Source organism: Fenollaria sp. C0166D3, assembly GCF_056590255.1.
Window position 1 is genome coordinate 45,336 of sequence record NZ_JBWPVU010000004.1, and the last position, 17,458, is coordinate 62,793.

Annotated in this window: 18 protein-coding genes; 2 read left to right on the forward strand and 16 right to left on the reverse strand. The window is 39.9% G+C overall.

Features of this window, described 5'->3' with window-relative positions; translation table 11 throughout:
* Window positions 1-119 precede the first annotated feature (119 nt).
* The 14 genes from AC1EJ0_RS03715 to AC1EJ0_RS03780 form a co-directional block, all read right to left on the reverse strand.
* Complete coding sequence (locus AC1EJ0_RS03715; RefSeq protein ID WP_058259895.1) at window positions 120-464, reverse strand: ArsR/SmtB family transcription factor; 345 nt, start codon at window positions 462-464, stop codon at window positions 120-122.
* The gene (gene rsmA, locus AC1EJ0_RS03720) at window positions 454-1,314 is read right to left on the reverse strand and encodes a 16S rRNA (adenine(1518)-N(6)/adenine(1519)-N(6))-dimethyltransferase RsmA (protein WP_480023360.1); all 861 of its coding nucleotides are present in this window, start codon (window positions 1,312-1,314) and stop codon (window positions 454-456) included. The genes AC1EJ0_RS03715 and rsmA overlap by 11 nt, the downstream gene beginning before the upstream one ends.
* The gene (rnmV, locus tag AC1EJ0_RS03725) at window positions 1,307-1,840 is read right to left on the reverse strand and encodes a ribonuclease M5 (protein ID WP_294983746.1); all 534 of its coding nucleotides are present in this window, start codon (window positions 1,838-1,840) and stop codon (window positions 1,307-1,309) included. The genes rsmA and rnmV overlap by 8 nt, the downstream gene beginning before the upstream one ends.
* Window positions 1,833-2,603 carry a TatD family hydrolase gene (locus AC1EJ0_RS03730; RefSeq protein WP_480023359.1) on the reverse strand — a complete coding sequence of 257 codons (771 nt, stop codon included), beginning with the start codon at window positions 2,601-2,603 and terminating at the stop codon, window positions 1,833-1,835. Before AC1EJ0_RS03730 ends, rnmV begins: the two co-directional genes overlap by 8 nt.
* Window positions 2,603-4,540 carry a methionine--tRNA ligase gene (metG, locus tag AC1EJ0_RS03735; RefSeq protein ID WP_480023358.1) on the reverse strand — a complete coding sequence of 646 codons (1,938 nt, stop codon included), beginning with the start codon at window positions 4,538-4,540 and terminating at the stop codon, window positions 2,603-2,605. Before metG ends, AC1EJ0_RS03730 begins: the two co-directional genes overlap by 1 nt.
* A 451-nt stretch (window positions 4,541-4,991) precedes the next feature.
* A complete protein-coding gene (locus tag AC1EJ0_RS03740) occupies window positions 4,992-5,564 on the reverse strand; it encodes a methyltransferase domain-containing protein (protein WP_480023357.1) in 573 nt (190 codons plus the stop codon).
* A 69-nt stretch (window positions 5,565-5,633) separates the two neighbouring features.
* Window positions 5,634-6,683, reverse strand: coding sequence for a DMT family transporter (locus AC1EJ0_RS03745; protein WP_480023356.1), 1,050 nt, complete (start codon window positions 6,681-6,683; stop codon window positions 5,634-5,636).
* Entirely contained in the window at window positions 6,676-7,605 is a 930-nt protein-coding gene (locus AC1EJ0_RS03750) for a hypothetical protein (RefSeq protein WP_480023355.1), read from the reverse strand. The genes AC1EJ0_RS03745 and AC1EJ0_RS03750 overlap by 8 nt, the downstream gene beginning before the upstream one ends.
* 119 nt (window positions 7,606-7,724) lie before the next feature.
* Window positions 7,725-9,173: an aspartate ammonia-lyase gene (locus AC1EJ0_RS03755; protein ID WP_480023354.1), complete on the reverse strand. Its 1,449-nt coding sequence runs from the start codon at window positions 9,171-9,173 to the stop codon at window positions 7,725-7,727.
* 661 nt (window positions 9,174-9,834) lie between these two features.
* On the reverse strand, window positions 9,835-11,271 hold the full coding sequence (locus AC1EJ0_RS03760; RefSeq protein WP_480023353.1) for a glycogen synthase: 1,437 nt from the start codon (window positions 11,269-11,271) through the stop codon (window positions 9,835-9,837).
* A gap of 2 nt (window positions 11,272-11,273) precedes the next feature.
* Window positions 11,274-13,112, reverse strand: coding sequence for an ATP-binding protein (locus tag AC1EJ0_RS03765; protein WP_480023352.1), 1,839 nt, complete (start codon window positions 13,110-13,112; stop codon window positions 11,274-11,276).
* Entirely contained in the window at window positions 13,109-14,047 is a 939-nt protein-coding gene (locus AC1EJ0_RS03770) for a DNA double-strand break repair nuclease NurA (RefSeq protein ID WP_480023351.1), read from the reverse strand. Before AC1EJ0_RS03770 ends, AC1EJ0_RS03765 begins: the two co-directional genes overlap by 4 nt.
* Window position 14,048: 1 nt before the next feature.
* A complete protein-coding gene (gene rsmI / locus AC1EJ0_RS03775; RefSeq protein WP_480023350.1) occupies window positions 14,049-14,885 on the reverse strand; it encodes a 16S rRNA (cytidine(1402)-2'-O)-methyltransferase in 837 nt (278 codons plus the stop codon).
* The gene (locus AC1EJ0_RS03780) at window positions 14,872-15,567 is read right to left on the reverse strand and encodes a tRNA1(Val) (adenine(37)-N6)-methyltransferase (protein WP_480023349.1); all 696 of its coding nucleotides are present in this window, start codon (window positions 15,565-15,567) and stop codon (window positions 14,872-14,874) included. Before AC1EJ0_RS03780 ends, rsmI begins: the two co-directional genes overlap by 14 nt.
* Before the next feature lie 79 nt (window positions 15,568-15,646).
* Here AC1EJ0_RS03780 and AC1EJ0_RS03785 point away from each other — a divergent pair, with 79 nt between their 5' ends.
* Both AC1EJ0_RS03785 and AC1EJ0_RS03790 read left to right on the forward strand, forming a co-directional pair.
* The gene (locus tag AC1EJ0_RS03785) at window positions 15,647-15,907 is read left to right on the forward strand and encodes a DUF1294 domain-containing protein (RefSeq protein WP_480023348.1); all 261 of its coding nucleotides are present in this window, start codon (window positions 15,647-15,649) and stop codon (window positions 15,905-15,907) included.
* 63 nt (window positions 15,908-15,970) lie between these two features.
* The gene (locus AC1EJ0_RS03790) at window positions 15,971-16,138 is read left to right on the forward strand and encodes a 4Fe-4S binding protein (RefSeq protein WP_294794203.1); all 168 of its coding nucleotides are present in this window, start codon (window positions 15,971-15,973) and stop codon (window positions 16,136-16,138) included.
* 137 nt (window positions 16,139-16,275) lie between these two features.
* On the opposite strand, the gene AC1EJ0_RS03795 is transcribed toward AC1EJ0_RS03790, so the two are convergent.
* Both AC1EJ0_RS03795 and AC1EJ0_RS03800 read right to left on the reverse strand, forming a co-directional pair.
* Complete coding sequence (locus AC1EJ0_RS03795) at window positions 16,276-16,533, reverse strand: hypothetical protein (RefSeq protein ID WP_304016623.1); 258 nt, start codon at window positions 16,531-16,533, stop codon at window positions 16,276-16,278.
* A gap of 117 nt (window positions 16,534-16,650) precedes the next feature.
* Window positions 16,651-17,457: a hypothetical protein gene (locus AC1EJ0_RS03800; protein ID WP_480023347.1), complete on the reverse strand. Its 807-nt coding sequence runs from the start codon at window positions 17,455-17,457 to the stop codon at window positions 16,651-16,653.
* Window position 17,458 lies beyond the last annotated feature (1 nt).

A 17,458-nucleotide genomic window follows, 5' to 3' on the forward strand; every position in this document is an offset into this window, starting at 1 on the left:
TATAATTCAAGAGATTATTTAATTTTTAAGTATAAATAAGTCATAATTGTCTACAAAAGATAAATTATATCTTTATAAATAAAAAAAATCTGCCACCATTTCAGTGACAGAAAATATATCTATTGAACTTTTTCTTTTGCGTGCTCCAAGCCTTGTTTATACAGCATCAAAACGTGTTCGTCATCAAGTGAGTATATCAGTGCCTTGCCATCTCTCTCGTACTTAACTAGGCCAAGGTTTCTTAATATCCTTAAGTGGTGACTAACAAGTGGCTGTGTCATGTTTAGCGCGTATGAAAGGTCTGTAACGCACATCTCGCTTAAGCTTAGCGCGTGTATTATTTGTATTCTTGAAGGCTCGCTAAGCGCTTTCATAATGTCTGCAAGTTTCTCAACTATCTTATAGTCGATGACATCGTTTTTTATTGCGTCTAAGTCTTCTTGACTTAATTCTCTATTTTCCATAATCTCCCTCCAAGTCTCTCGTTATGCTTACAAAGTCATCAAAGCTTAGCTCCTCTGCCCTTGCATTTTCACCTTTGCCAATGGCCTTTAGTGCGGCCACTGTATCTTTTTTATCTATACCCACTTCGCTATTAAATAAAGCGTTCGCAAGCGTTTTTCTTCTCTTCATAAAAGCTGCTCTAATTATCTTTAAGAATAGCTCTTCATTTGCCAAATCTTTTTTCTTTTTCTCTATATATAGTACTGCTGAATCTACTTTTGGCTTTGGATAGAAGCAGTCCTTCGACACGTTAAATGCAATGCGCGCATCGCCATAAGCCCGCGTGAAGACTGATATGCTGCCGTAGTCCTTTGATTTTTCATCTGCGACTATCCTTTGAGCGACTTCTTTTTGCACCATAACCGTGATTGAATCTATATCAAGTTTTGATTCAAGCAAGAATGTTAATATGGGTGTCGTCACATAGTATGGCAGATTGGCGCATACTTTAAATGCTCCGCCTGTCAAGGCCTTGATCTCGTCCTCAGTGGCGTCCATAAAGTCTTTGTAAATGACCTCGACATTGTCATGCTCGCCAAGTGTCTCCTTGTGTATCTCTCTAAGTGATTCATCAAGTTCAAAGGCAATGACCTTCTTCGCATGCTTTGCGAGCTCCTCGGTCAAGGTGCCTATGCCGGGACCTATCTCCATAACGGTACTATCCTTTGTAATGCCGCTTTCCTCAGCTATCTTCCTAATTATATTGCCATCGATCAAAAAGTTTTGTCCTAGTGCTTTTTTAAATTCAAAGCCGAAGTCCTCTTGCAGCTCCTTGAGTCTTGCTATGCTATATAAACCCTTTTCAGTCAATTTTCTTCATAGCCTCCTCAAAATCTTCTCTCGATATTTGATAGTAGTTTAGTGCATCGAGCATCTTTTTTGCGTTTGAATTAGAAATTTTTAGTAGGCTCGCAAGTTTTTCGCGTCTCTCCTTAGAGCCGTCCGCGCCTAAGAGGCCTGTCTCATACAAATCTTTCGTTGTATATAGTACAGTTCTCTCCTCTGTCGAGGCTCTTGCGTTCATCAAGGCATCGATAATTGCTTCCTTCGAAGCATTTTCAACGCCTATATCATCTTTCTTAATCGCATCTGACTGCTTTAGATAAGCGTTTTTACAGCCCTTAACATTTTCATTTATGGTGCGCCTAATCATCTTGCCAGCATAATCAGGGTCAGTAAATACAATAACTCCCCTCGTTTTAACAGCTTTTCTTAGCTCATCGAAGAGCGTCTTTTTTATTTTATAGCCATGTGTCGCGACGATGTCGGCATCAACAGCGTTTTTTATCTGAGCGATGTCGTCCATGCCCTCGACAACTATGAGTTCTTTAATCATTTTTCACTCCAAAAAATTCAAATGCGTTCTTCTTTGTAGCTTCAAGCACTTCTTCTACGCAAATATTTTTGATCTCAGCAAGTTTTTCTGCGACCAAAACGACTTTTCTCGGGTCATTTCTCTTGCCTCTATATGGCACCGGCGTCATATATGGTGAGTCTGTCTCTATAAGTAAGTCTTCTAAAGACACCTCTTTTGCTACATCAACCGTATTTTTTGCGTTTTTAAAAGTTAGCGCTCCTCCTAAAGCTAGTTTGTAGCCTAATTTTAGGAACTTTCTCGCCATCTCTATAGATCCTGTATAGCAATGGATTAGAACTTTCATACCTTGAGCGTATTTTTCAAGTATTTCATAAGTTTCTTCCATTGCTTCACGCATATGAATAACGATGGGCACATCCATTTCCCTAGCTAAATCTATCTGATCAATAAAAACTTTTCTTTGTACATCTCTTGGCGAAAAATCATAGTGATAGTCAAGACCAATCTCGCCTATCGCCATAACCTTATCCTTTTTTAATAGCTCTTTGAGAGCCTCACGCGTTTCAGCCGTGTAATCTTTTGCCTCATGCGGATGCACGCCTACAACTGCGTAGACGTGATTGTATTTTTTGGCAAGTTCATAGCTCGAGTAGCTTGTTTTTAGGTCAGATGCTATATTGAAAAAATAGTTTCCGCCCGATAATATATCGGCTATGACTTCGTCTCTGTCCTCGTCAAAGGCCTCATCATCAAGATGAGCGTGTGAATCAACGAATATCATTACGCAATCACTGAGCCCGATGGCATATCTTCAAGCGATGTCACTAGTGACAAGTCATCGCCGTTTTCACAAGCAAGTATCATGCCTTGAGATTCAACGCCTCTAAGCTTTCTAGGCTTTAAATTGCATACAACGACAACCTTCTTACCTATGATATCCTCTGGTTTGTACCATTTTTTGATGCCGCTGACAATAGTTCTTGTCTCGTCGCCTATTTTTATAGTGTTAATCAAAAGTTTATCAGCTTCAGGATGTTCCTTCGAATCAATTACTTCGCCTAGTCTTAGATCAAGCTTTGCAAAGTCATCAAAGTCTATAGCTGGCTTAGCATCAGCTTCCTCTGCCTTTGCCTTGCCATCTTTTTCTTCTCTCGATTTAATTAAATTTGCGTTTTCACTAAGTAGTCTCTCTACTTCTTTATCAACGTCAAGTCTTGGGAATAGTGTATCTATCTTCTTTACAGTATATTTATCTACTTTGCCAAATTCATCGCATTCTTCATATTTCATTTCTTCACTTAAACCAAGTGCTTCCCTAATCTTCTTAGCAGTATCAGGGATGAATGGGCTTAGTAAAACAGATGAAATTCTTAGTGCTTCAAGTAAATTATATATGATAGTTTCAAGTCTTTCCTTGTGTTCGTCATCGTTTAAAGTCCATGGGCATGTTTCGTCGATGTACTTATTGGACCTTCTGATTAGCTTAAATACTTCATCAATGGCTACTGATAAGTTTAGGTGCTCCATCTTTTCATCAAGAATAGCTTTTCTTGTTAGAGCCACATCTATTAAGTCCTTATCAAATTCATCATCAGAAGTCTTTTTATTAACAGTGCCTCCAAAGTACTTTTCTGCCATGGCAATAGTTCTTGAAACCAAGTTACCAAGGTCATTTGCAAGGTCAGAGTTTACTCTTTCCATAAACTTTTTGCTTTGGAAGTTACCATCGCTGCCGAAGTTAAACTCTCTTAGAACGTAGTACTTAAGCGCGTCTCTGCCATATAGCTTAACTATTGGTTCAGGGTAGATGACATTTCCCTTACTCTTACTCATCTTGTCGCTTTCAAAAAGTATCCAGCCATGTCCAAAAACTTTCTTTGGTAGTGGAAGGTCTAGAGCCATTAACAAAGCTGGCCAAATAATTACGTGGAAACGTAAAATGTCCTTACCAACTAAGTGAATATCAGCTGGCCAAAGCTTTTCGAACTTTTCATCGTCTTGTAAATATCCTGCCGCGTCAATGTAGGATGACAAAGCGTCTATCCATACGTAAACAACATGCTTTGGATCGAATGGCACTTGAACGCCCCAGTCGAAGGATGTTCTTGAAACGCATAGGTCTTGAAGGCCGTCCTTGAAGAAGTTATTGATCATCTCAGTCTTTTTAGACTCTGGTTCAATAAATTCTGGATGCTCTTCGTAATATTTTAAAAGTCTGTCCTTGTAATTGCTTAATCTGAAGAAATAAGCTTCTTCATGAGCCGGATGCACTTCTCTACCGCAGTCAGGGCACTTGCCATCAACAAGTTGAGACTCAGTCCAGAACGACTCACATGGAGTGCAGTAAAGACCTTTGTACTCGCCCTTGTAGATGTCGCCTTGCTCGTAAAGCCTTGTAAATATCTTTTTAACCATCTCATCATGAGACTTATCCGAAGTTCTTATATACTTATCATATCTTATGTCAAGTAAGTCCCATAGCTTATATATTTCTTTGTTAATATTAGTAACAAATTCCAATGGAGTAACGCCAGCCTTTTCAGCGTTCTTTTGGATCTTCTCGCCGTGTTCGTCGGAGCCTGTAACAAAATATACATCCATGCCTTGAAGCTCTTTGTACCTCTTAAGCATGTCCGCAACTATAGTCGTATACGTGTTTCCTATGTGTAAGTAACCACTTGGATAATAAATTGGTGTACTTAAATAATATTTTTCCATCTTATCAACTCCTCTTCCCATAATTATAGCATAAAGAGACAAAAAAATCAAAGACCGTTTATATATAGTCTTTGATTAAATATAAAATTAAAATACCCTCCCTCAAACGAAGGAGAAAAAGCTTGAGGGAGGGTTAATATAATAAACTATTCACTGCATCTATCGTATCACTTTGCAAACTAATTGTCAAGTCATTTAGCTAAAGTTATAGTGTTTTTTTTTGCAAATAAATGGACGCCATTATTAAATAGCATCCATAAGCATAATTATTAAATTAATTAAACGGCTTTATAGCGAGTATCTTGCCACGCTTGATAAACTCGTCAAGGCCTTCGTGTCCCCACTTGTTTAGGTACTCCTCTGTCAAGTCCTCTTCGACAATTGTGTATGGCATAAAGCCGACCTTTTCTAAAATCTTATTCAGAGCCTCTGAAGTGATGGATCCCCCTACTCATGTCGCGTGAAAGATAGGATCGGCTAGAATATCGTCAGGAAGCTTTTTTATCTGAATGATGTCACTTATCGAAACACGTCCGCCCGGCTTAAGCACGCGGAATATCTCTCTATAAACCTTTTCCTTATCTTCTAAGAGATTGATTACGCAGTTTGATATAACGACGTCGAAAGTATTGTCAGGCAGATTGATATCATCAATGTCCGAGACTAAAAAGTCCGCATTGTCAAAGCCTCTCTTGTCGCGAATGAAATTTGCTCTCTCAATCATCTCAGGGAGCCTGTCTATGCCCACAGCCTTGCCAGTTCCGTGCATCTCACGAGCCGCCTTGAAGACGTCAACCCCTTTGCCGCAGCCAAGGTCAAGTAGCCACTCGCCATCTTTTAGCTTAGCATTTTGAATGGGATTGCCACAGCCAAGACCCAAGTCGCCGCCGAGCTCTATGTCCTCGTCAGTGTAGCCAAGCGAGTAGGCAACTGCCCTTTGCTTCTCCTCGTCCGAAACCTTGTTGTCCTCGGCTATCCTTTTATAAAATTCATCAACATATTGTTTTGTATCTATTTTATTCATATCATCACCATTGTATATATACCCAGAACATATTTAAAATATTCTATATGTTATATTATTTCTTAATATTTATAAATTATTTTTATGCAGCCTCATATGTTCTTCGCTGCTCAAAAAAGCATTGTGGCTCCTGCCATCTTCATCTAAAAGGTGCTTGTGCGCGTGCTCGTGAGTAAATTCATGTGTATGAGTGCTTCCGTCATGTGTATGTCTTATCGTATGTGTATGCAAGTGCGTGTGTTTGATTAAGCAAGTATCCATAACTACAAAGACGGTTCCCACTATCATAAAGATGAGCCCAATGAAGTACGAAGCGCTCAAGGCTTCTCCGTTAATCAAAAAGCATAGAAAGGTTCCCACAAAGGGAGCTATTGCATAGTAAGCGCTGGTCTTAGCGGCTCCTAAATCTCTTTGGCTTCTTACGTATAAGAAGATGCTTAGGCCATATGCCACGTAGCCAAGCATAAGTGCATAGGCAATGTATCTAAATTCAGGCAGCTTCTCCCCGATGATGAATGAGATGATTAATGATGACAGCCCTGAGCATATCCCTTTGATCGTAACTATCTCATAACTTGATTTATTTGAAATTTTCCTTGTGCAATTGTTTTCAAGTCCCCACGAAAGTGTCGCAAGTATTACAAATAGTGATCCATAGGAGAATCTAAATGCTCCTTCGCCCTCGAATGAAAGTATTATACTTGAAACTGTTATAAAGGCTATCGCTATCCAAAGATTTTTCGAAACTGCTTCTTTGAAAAACACTAGAGCTATGATGCTTGTAGCAACTATCTCGAAGTTTCCTAAAAGCGATGCGTTTGCTGACGAGCCTATGGATATACCTATCATTAAAAGTATGGGTGCGATGACGTCTAAAAGAACCATCAGTACCGTATATGGCAGGTCTTCTCGACTTAAGCGCATTGAGCTGTCTTCTTTTTTGTATTGAAATAGGTACATAATGCCAACGCCTATGCCAGCTCCTAGATAAAGGAAGGCGGCCATGAATGTCGGTGAGATATTTTTTAATAAAACTTTTGAAAATGGTGTATTAAGCGCATAAAAAACTGCCGCTAGTATGGCGCAAATTATTGCGCTAAGTTTATTATTTTTATTCATCTTGAAGCTCCTTACTAAAATCTTCATCATTAGTAGCAAAATTAATCAAAGTAAGTAGTACTGTGCCAAGAGATAGCAGTGCACAAAGCGCAGTGTATATTGGCTTTGCGCTTAGTACGCCTAAATGCGCAAGGCCCGCTAAACAGTAAAGATATAGCGCGAACCAAAATATTGTCAGTGCCGGGTCGTCTAGTTTTATCTTTACTTCTTTTCTCCTCAAAACAATTTCTCTAATCAGCCTTATAAATATATATAGCCACAAAACCACAAAGGCGATGAATGAAAACCATTCATCCGTTACATCATTTAGCTTAAGCGATATGAAGCTTAAAACGCCAACTGTCACGACCGACATAAGCCCTATGATTATGGCGGCAATTACGTTTTTGATTATGGATTTTTCATTGCGGCGCCAATATTTTTGTGAATAATAAATTATCGATGGCGTTTCAAACATATAGCCAAGGAAGTTTACCCAGATGACGGACATAAAGGTATGTTGGTCAATGACTAAGTTAATGGGTCTACCGTCCCAAACCCAAAAGCCGCCTGAAAGCCTTATCGCAGCTACATCTAGTAAGAGGTCCATCGACACGACGAAAAAGCCCGATAGAAGCGCCGTCATTATTGGGCTGAGTTTAAATTTCTTGGCAAGTCTATACGCACAGACGGCCACTGCTCCCCACATAAGTCCGCCAAAGAAAGGGAATTGATATGGCTCTACGCCTATCATGATGTAGTAGAGCTTCGAGTAGTGATAGATGTCCGTTAAGCGCACCGCAAGTAGTTCAAGCGAAAAGCCCGCTATTGCCGCTGATATAAACATGTATAGCTCGTTCCACGCTTTCTTCCTAATCACGTCTAGTAAAAATATTGAGACTATTATGTAACAAATTATTTCAAATGCATTGATCCAGTTCATAATTAACTCCTTTTTGTTTTATAATTATATTATAACACAAATTTGCAGATAAAAATGGGGAGCATTTCATGCATATTTTTAATGCATTTGCTCCCCATAAATTTTTTGTTTTGTTTTATTTATTTATCGTCGTCTTCAAAGTCGCCCTTATCTTTCAATAACTCTCTCGCTGCAATTCCCGGTTTAGTCAATTGGAATGGGTTGAAGATTTCATCTATTTCTTTTTGGTCAAGGATATTGTCTCTTAGTATGATTGAAGTAACTGATTCGCCTGTCTTAAGCGCTTCCTTAGCGATGGCTGCTGACTTCTTGTAGCCGATGTGCGGAACAAGGGCTGTAACCATGCCTACAGAGTTATCAAGTAGCGCCTTGCATCTGTCCTTGTCAGCAATTATGCCTTCAACGCAGTTCACTCTTAGAGTTTCGCAAGCGTTTCCAAGTGTTTCAATCGATTCGAAAAGCTTGTAGAACATAACTGGTTCAAACGCGTTTAGTTCAAGTTGACCAGCTTCAGCCGCCATAGTGATACACATGTCGTTACCTATGATTGAGAAAGCAACTTGGCTAGCTACTTCCGGTATAACTGGGTTAACCTTTCCTGGCATTATGGATGAGCCGTTTTGTCTAGCTGGCAGAATGATTTCGCCAAAACCAGTTCTTGGTCCCGAGCTCATAAGTCTTAAGTCGTTACTCATCTTTGATAGTGTTATAGCGCAAGTCTTGATAGTTGCCGATAGGAATGCCACTCCGTCAAGGTTTTGAGTGCCGTCAATCATGTCGTCCGCTTGTTTAAGTGATAGTCCTGTCACTCTCGCAAGTGTCTCAGTAATATTTACATAGTAGTTAACATCAACATTTATACCAGTACCGATGGCAGTTGAGCCCATGTTTATAACCTTAAGCACATCTCTTGCCCTTTTAATTCTTCTAACGTCACGGCGTAGAGCGCTTTGGTATGCGTGAAACTCTTGTCCAAGTCTGATAGGTACTGCGTCTTGTAATTGTGTTCTACCCATCTTGATAACGTCGTCAAACTCAATCGATTTCTTTTCAAGAGCATTGATAAGGTCCATAAGTTGATCGATAGTCTTGTTAACAAGCTTAACAGCAGCTATCTTACCAGCTGTTGGATAAACGTCGTTAGTTGATTGACACATGTTTACGTCGTCATTTGGGTGAACGTGGTCGTATGTACCAAGGTCTCCGCCCATGATCTCATTAGCAAGGTTGGCTATAACCTCGTTAGCGTTCATGTTAGCTGTAGTGCCCGCACCGCCTTGAATTGCGTCGCAGATGAATTCGTCGTGATACTTTCCTTCGATAATCATATCACAAGCCTTGGCAATGGCCTCTTCCTTTTCCTTAGACATAAGGCGCGATTGTTGGTTAGTGATGGCGCAAGCCTTTTTAATTTCAGCAAGAGCAACAATCATCTCTGGATGAATGTGTCTGCCAGTTATATGAAAGTTTTCCTTACCTCTTAGACTTTGAACGCCATAATAAGCGTCTAATGGTACTTCCTTCTCACCAATAGAGTCCGCTTCTATTCTTTTTTTGATTTCTTCCATGACTTACCTCCCGATTTTTAATTACATCATCATTCTAACACATAATCGAAAAGCTTGCAAGTACTTAAGCCTAGGATTATGGCGTAGAGTTTTTAATCTGGTAAAGTATTTGCAAGCTAAGCGAATAGATAATTCATTGTGACTCAAATCACAGTCCTTATATGACTGAATATGAAAGAAATAATTTAAACTCTTCAAAAATATTTATAAAATTTTCTTGCTAATGGTTTTGCCACGATAATTGTCTTGCCACGATAATGGTCTTGCCATGATTATTGTTTTGCCATGATTATTGTTTTGCTCACTCAATCGCCCAGCATACGATAAGTAAAATCACTTCAGCAAACGCGCGTCAGACGTTTAGTAATTTTACCTCAGCAATCGCCCGTCAGACGTTTAGTAATTTTGCCTCAGCAAACGTATAGCATAAAACAAAAAACCTCTTCACTTAAAGCAAAGAGGTTTATGATTTTTTATTCTTATTTATTTACCCAAAGCAAATTTCGCACTCGATTGCCACTAATCATCTACCACGAGCAAATTTCGCAGAGCAAGCGAGATGATTGGGCGATGTGGACTGACGAAGCAAGCGGAGTGTACAAATGTACTCGAGCATTGCTAAGGAAGGAACGAGCTCAAGGGCTCGCTTGAATGCGAAATTTTATTCGTCGCATAAATTTTGATATAATTTAATGTACTCTTCTGCTGTCTTAGCCCAGCCATTATCAACCCTCATCGCGTTTTTCAAAATCCTATTGAACTCGTCCTCATCTTGATAATATAATTTTAACGCCCTATTAAGCGCTTCATACATTTCATTTTGGTCAACGTTTTCAAATGCAAAGCCATTGGCATGCTCCTTGTCATCGTTATAAGCAATGACTGTGTCCTTAAGTCCGCCAACCTTCCTTACTAAAGGGAGTGATCCGTAGCGCATAGCAATCATTTGAGCTGATCCACAAGGCTCAAGCTCCGACGGCATCAAGAGTATGTCCGATGCAGCGTATAATCTTCTCGCTTCGTTCTCATTATAATATATCCTTGCCGCCATCTTGTCTGGGTACTTTTCTTCTAGCTCTCTAAACTTTTCTTCGAAGCTCTTAAAGCCAGTGCCCATGATGATGAAGTTGCAGTCGAGCTTAACCATCTCTTCTATGGCGCCAATCACGAGCTTAATGCCCTTCGAGCGCTTCATACGGCTGATCATAATGACTAGAGGCTTTTCAGCATCTTTCTTAAGTCCATAGTAGTTTTGAACTTCTTCCTTATTATATCTCTTGATCTTAAAGCCATTAACGTCGTAATTTTTAAATAAGGCCTTGTCCGTCATCGGATTGTATTTTTCCTTGTCTATGCCATTGACAATGCCGTGAAACTTGTAGCTATACTCTTTAAAAACTTCTTCGAGCCCCTCTCCAAAGTGCGGATCCATTAACTCATCTCTAAAGGACTTACTAATGGTAGTCACTATATCCGCTGAGACAATACCTGCCTTAAGCATATTGATCGAGTCGATGAACTCATAATTTTGATCCTTAAGTACATCGAGGTCGGTATCGACTATGCCAGCGATGATATTTTGATTGAAAACGCCTTGGTACTTGAGGTTATGAACGGTGAAAACGGTTTTGATGCCTCTGTAATAGCTGTCGCTCTTCCTATATTGCTTTAATAAAATCGGCACAAGTCCTGTGTGCCAGTCGTTCGCGTGAATGATGTCTGGCTTGATGCTATACATTTGGATAAATTCCAAAACGGCCTTGCTAAAGAAGATGTAGCGCTTGGCGTCATCGAACTCACCATAAATTCTGTCTCTCTCAAAATAATCTTCATTGGCAATAAAAATATATTTAACGCCGTCCTCCTCGTACTTGAAGACGCTCGCATAGATAATGCCGTCGCCCATCATGACCCCGTAGGATGACATGAACTCGACCTTCTCTTGATATTCACTTTTAATTGGCTTGTGCAGTGGGATGAAGACGTAGACGTCGTTACCCTCTTTGGCGACCTCTTTTGGAAGGCACCTCATGGTCTCGGCAAGTCCCCTTGTTTTGACGAAGGGACTTACTTCTGCTGCTAAAAAAAATATTCTCATCTTTATTCCTTCTCTATATATTCATTTTGTCCGAATGGATTTGTCCTCTTACTGATGTAGCCCTCATCTGCAAGGCGCTCAAGTATGTCCTTAAACTCTTCTGTGCTCATTGTGCCGACTGTTTTTTCAAGCCTTGCCGCTTCACGAGTTAGATTAAAATCGCTTATAGGCAAACTTCCCTTTATCTCTTCAAAGACCGCCATCATTTTATCTTCTGTCTCGCCCTTTAACTCTAAGAATGGATTTACTTTGTCTATGGCCTTGGTGTCAGCAAAACGAAATCTTGTGAATATGGTTCTACCGAAGGAGGCTTCGGATATAAAGGCATCGCCCGTAGTTAAGTAAGGGAGCCTCTTTGCGTCGTCTGAACTGATGTCTGTCTCCTCTTTTATGGTCATGATGTCTGACTCTCTAACCGTTCTTAGTATAAATTTTGTATTGAGCTGAGCCGTGATAGTGTCATCAAGCAAGGTTATTCTTTGTGTTGCTAAGATTAAGAAGACACCATACTTTCTTCCTTCTTGAGCAACTTCTTTAAGAATGGGTTTTGACGCGCTCTCAAAGGCCTTCGGAGCAAAATTGTGTGCTTCGTCTGTGATTATGATAAATGGTGGGAAGTAGTCCTCATCGTTAGTGCCAAGTAGTTTTGCGTCCATATAGGCTCTTCTCTTGTAATAAAACTTCTTAAGTATATATGATGAATAAACTTCCAAAAGTCTTGTTGATCCTTTTAGTGATATAAGCTTGCCACTTCTAAGCGCTGCCTCTAAAGCTTCTGAGCTATTGCTAAAAACATTGTCCTGAACAAGTCTTCTAAATCTCCAGCTAATGCCCTTTAGGCTCGATGCATTTAATTTGCGGCCATAAGTCTTTTGATAGCCTTGTAATCTTCTTATCCTATCTGCTTCAGCTGCATCACCATTTAGCTCAGCTGTTTGCATATCCATATTGAGAGCGTCCTCAGTCCTATCAAGCGCTTCAAGTATTTCACTTAGTCTAAGTCTAAATGCGTCGGCACTCTCGCCTCTTTTGAAGACTTCATCAACTGAAGTATCCATCGCGTCAGTCATTGCGCCCGCTGCGTTTAATAAATTTTTTAATTCGCCTACGTTTAGGTCCTTAAAATCAACTCCGACATCCTTACCAAGCAAAAAGCTTTGATATAGACTGCTGTAATCAGCTGCTTCGTCATAAGTCTTTAGCTTAAAATCCATCTCGTAGTGAGGGTCTAAGACTATAGTCGGTATCCTCTTTTTCATTAGCTCTTCGATAATGACTCTTAGGGCAAAGGATTTACCCGAGCCAGAGCCGCCGAAGACACCTATGTGTGGGTACTGACTGAACTCGCTCACATTGAAGATGTAAGGAAGGTCCTTTTGATTTTTTCTCTCTCCATTTTCAAAAGTGTAGACGATGTTCTTCAGCTCTTCGTCCGCATTTTTGTAAAGGTCGTCTGTGTTCTTGATAACGCCAAGCACCAAGCCATCTTTAGGTGACGACTTGATGATGAGGCTCTTGATCTCATCAAACTCGGGCACTCTAACAGCCGAGCCCGCCATGATTGGGTACATCGCTTCCTCTAAAAGCCTTAGCTTAGCTAAGTAGACGACTTCGTTATTCACGTCGTAACCCAAGGCCAATAAAGAATCAATCACGCTTTGATCAACAAAATCATTTTCCTTTTCAAAAGGCATAAAGCGATTGAAGGTGTTCGCTTCAACAACTTCGCCAATATAATTTTTTACTTTATCTTCAATGAGCAAAAACTCATTTATTCTAAAATTTCTCTCATTCGAGGCCAAATAAACCTCGCTAGTGCCTGTTAAACCTAAGACCTTCATCTAAAATTCCTCACTTCGTTAAAATATCTATCGTAAACGTCCTTGTCAAGCTCCTTGACTAGAACCCTCTGTTTAAGTTCGTCCGTAATCTTGACCTTCTTGTCAACTATATCCAAGATTATGGGTATGCCTCTCGAATCCTTTGGTGTCAATTTGATTATGGTTTTGAGCACATCCTTCATAAAATCTTTTTGCTCAGTCGATATATCTACGCCGATGGCATAGGGCTTGGTCGATGTGCGTGCAAAGGCACTTGTTATGCCCTCTTCAGCCTTGTTGTTAATCTCGTCATTAATAAGCATCGCCTCTTTATAATCAAGCAGCGAGAAGAGTATCTCTCTATCGTAAGCCTTTAGACCTAGCTCTTTACCGAGTATTGATGTCTTTATTTCCTCTATGACCCCAGCTAAAATTATTCCGCGCTCGATGCAGATCTTTCTTAGCTCTTCAAAATCTTCCTTACAGCTGATGATGTAGCGGATAAAGCCGCCGTCCATAAATATCATCTTAGGCGTTTCTTTCTCTAAAGCCTCGATAACGACGCGTACCTCAAGCCTCGCCATCTCTTTTTTTACGTACATTTCTGACTCGAAAGAAAATTCGTCCTCCTCTTGCACTTGCCCTTGCATTGGCGAGTAAAGAGAGCTCTTTCTGTGCTCAAAGCCGCCCTTTGTCGATATCACAAGTGCATCTATCACGCTTATGTAGTGCGGATAAAGGTTTCCTATCCTATTTAGCGAGCCGTCCACAGCCCAGAGACCGCCTTCATCAGCGAGTTTTTCTAGGTCAATATCGTCATCTATCATGTACTGCTCTGCAAGGCCAGAATAAATCTCTTTCTTAAGACCCTCTCTGCCTCTCTTATCTATATCCATGGACTTTTCTTTTATTAAATTGTTGAGGTCCCTCATCTTTATGATTAAATCTTCGTACATCTTAGTCTTCCTTTATCTCAAGCAGCGCCTTATAGGCGTCATTCTTCTTAAAGCCAAGCTCCTTTAATTTATTAGTGGCGTCCTTCATGCTTAGGCCTTCGTCAATAAGTGCTCTTGCCGCTTCATTTATGTCAATGGCCTCGCCACCATCATCATCTTCAAGACCCGTAATAGTTATGACAAACTCGCCACGCGGCTCATTCTCAGTAAAGTGGGCTATAGCCTCGCTTATGTGCATATATAAATTCTCTTCAAAAACTTTTGTTAGCTCGCGGCTAATGAAAATCATTCTATCGCCATAAACCTCAAGCGCCGTATTTAAAAAAGCGATGAGCCTATGAGGCGCTTCGTAGTAAATAAGCGGCATGGAATATGATTTATAGCTTTGCATAAACTTTTTGCGCTTCGCATCCTTTTGTGGCGCAAAGCCAATGAAGGCGAAGTGACTAAGGTCAAGGCCGCTCGCCATAAGCGATGTGACAAAGGCTGTCGCTCCCGGTATGGCTGTAACAGTGTAGCCAGCATCTCTCGCAGCACGCGCCGCAATCACGCCCGGGTCAGAGATGCCAGGCGAGCCCGCATCCGAGACTATGGCAATGCTCTTGCCTTCACTCAAAAGTTCGAGTATGTATGATGACTTATCCGTCTCGTTAAATTTGTGATAAGCAAAGAGCGGCTTTTTTATCTCATAGTGCTTAAGTAAAACGCCTGTGTGCCTTGTGTCCTCGCAAGCAATGTAGTCAACAGACTTTAAGACGTTTAGCGCACGCAAAGTGATGTCCTCGTAGTTACCTATGGGTGTCGCGACTATATATAAAGTGCCTTTATTCATTTCCATAGTAAATCTCCTTTACTTCCTCTGTATAAGTGCCATCCGCTTTGTAAACGACTAGCTCATTCATATAATCAAAGCCCACTTTTTCAGACTTTTCTAGCTCTAAAAGTATCATATTAGCCTTTTTCTCTGCAAATGGTTTTACTGCTCTTAATCTTCTTAAGTTAATGCCATGATTTTTGAAGTTCAAAATGATGTCAACGAGCCTAGCTGGTCTATGAACCATGTAAATTTTGCTATATGGCTTAAGTAAATAGCTCGCGGCCCTTGCTATATCGTCTAAGTTTAGTAAGAGCTCCTGCCTTTTGTAATCGCCCGAAGCTATATTGTCCTTGGGATTTAAATAAGGCGGATTAACTGAAAGGCTATCAAAAGCATTTTTCTTGAAGTGCTTTTCTACTTCTCTTATATCCATCTCCATAGCTGTGACTCTTTCATCAAGCTTATTTATGCTTATGGACTTATTAAAAAGTTCTACCGCCTTATGATCAATATCGGCTCCGACAATACTCGCATCTTTATATAAATAGGCTAGCCTTAAAGCGACTATGCCATTGCCAGTGCAAAGGTCTATGTGATTCTTCTTAGCCTTTGTAAAGTCAGATAAAAGGACTGCGTCTATCCCAAATGAAAAATCGTCCTTGTCCTGATATATGTAAAAATTTGTGCCTGATACTTGATCCATATAAGCCTCCTTATAAGTATTATATCATTTATTCTGAGTAAAAACAAACAATTTTGGGTATATAATTAGCGGTGATAATATGCTTAAATATTTATTCTACGGCATAAACGTAATTTGCTTTTTGGCCTTTGCCATCGACAAGTTCAAGGCGGCCAGTGGCAATTACAAGCACAGAACGCCTGAGAAAGTGCTCTTGGGTCTCGCAGCAATTGGCGGCGCGCCACTAGGTGTGGTCTCTATGCTAATCTTCAGACATAAGACGCAAAAAATTAAGTTTCTGACTATGATGCCGACGCTAGCTGTGATTTGGCTATATCTTTACAAAAGCTATATAATGTGATACTAATCACTTGACAAATTAATATTTATAAATTATAATGAAAATACAAGGGAGGGATAATGAATGGCATACAAAATTTCAGCAGAATGTATAGCATGCGGACAATGTTTACCAGAATGTCCAGTTGACGCTATATCAGAAGGCGATATCTACATAATTGACGAAGACAAATGCATCGACTGCGGTCAATGCAACAGCGTTTGTCCAGTAGATGCTCCACAACCAAACTAGACATAAGAGCATTGGACTAAGGCTTCACACGTGTGAGGCCTTTTTATTTTGCCAAAATCGATTCATGTGTAAAACAAATCACGCTTCTATATAAAGTAAAAAGGCAAAACATCTAAGTTTTGCCTTGTAATTTATTATTATCTTCTATTTTCAATTTTAAAGGTATATGTCTTACCCTCTTCGACCTTAAGTACTCTAAGTTGTCTTTCTTTAAGTGGTATTACATATATATCCTTCGGGAATTTAATCATACTTGCTTCTACTTTTTTATCGTCAACTGATAAATATATCTTGGCCTTTATTGCCTTAGTAAAGTCAATAACCCCTTGACCAAGCTCTATGTATAAGCCGTTTGATGATTCCGACCTCATAACTTTTAATTCTAATTCTTTCATCTTGCACTTCCTTTCCAGTTTGTCTTCATTTAATATTATAACCTAAACTCGCTAAAAATACAAGCTTTTAAAAAAAATTTTTAGCCCTGTCAATGGGCAAGGCTAAAATATTTATTTCTACTTAGTAAAATCGTCTATAATGCTTTTTACAGCAATCTTAGTATCTTTGTGATATAAAAGACCATTGACGTGCGGCCAATTATCATTTGCTTCGTTCTTCTTTGCCTTTTCGTATTCTTCCTTATTTACTATGGCAATGGTGTTCTTTGGCTCATTAGGAACGTCTTCTAAAAATAGTGACTCATCCTTTGGATAGCCGGGTGCATTATCAAGGTCTAGTTCGAAGTCCTTTAAGCCTTCCTCTTCAGCTTTTTTGTATAAGTCCTTCATGATGTAGTCGTACCTTTCATTAATGCCAGGACCAGCAACTTTTTGAGCCAACTCTTTGTCTCCGTCAGCCATCTTGACAAGCGAATCAAAGTAGCCTTCGCCATCTTCTGCATTCATCCTTTCTTTAAGCTCGTAGTCATCGCCGTTCTTTTCATATATAAGCTTAAGCGGCATTAGCATACCAGCAGTATTTTCAAAAACCTGATCTTTGTAGATATATCCAAGCTCTGCGTAACTTACTAGTAGTGATAGCTTGTCCCCATCTTCTACTGCCTTGTATATGCTTACGTCTTGAACAATTAAGTCCCCTTCTATAAGACCCGATACGCCCTTAGTCCTCTTAACAAGTTCAGCATATTCAGCGTTTTTCTTATCTTCTTCGCTCATTTCTTCTTCGCCATTGTCACGGCTCTCAGTCTTTTCTTCTTGAGCAGCCTTTTCTTTTGGCTCTTCTGTTTTATTTTTATTGCATCCTGTAAGTAGCATGGCCACCGCCATTAGCATAGTCATTAGCAAAATTAATTTCTTTTTCATC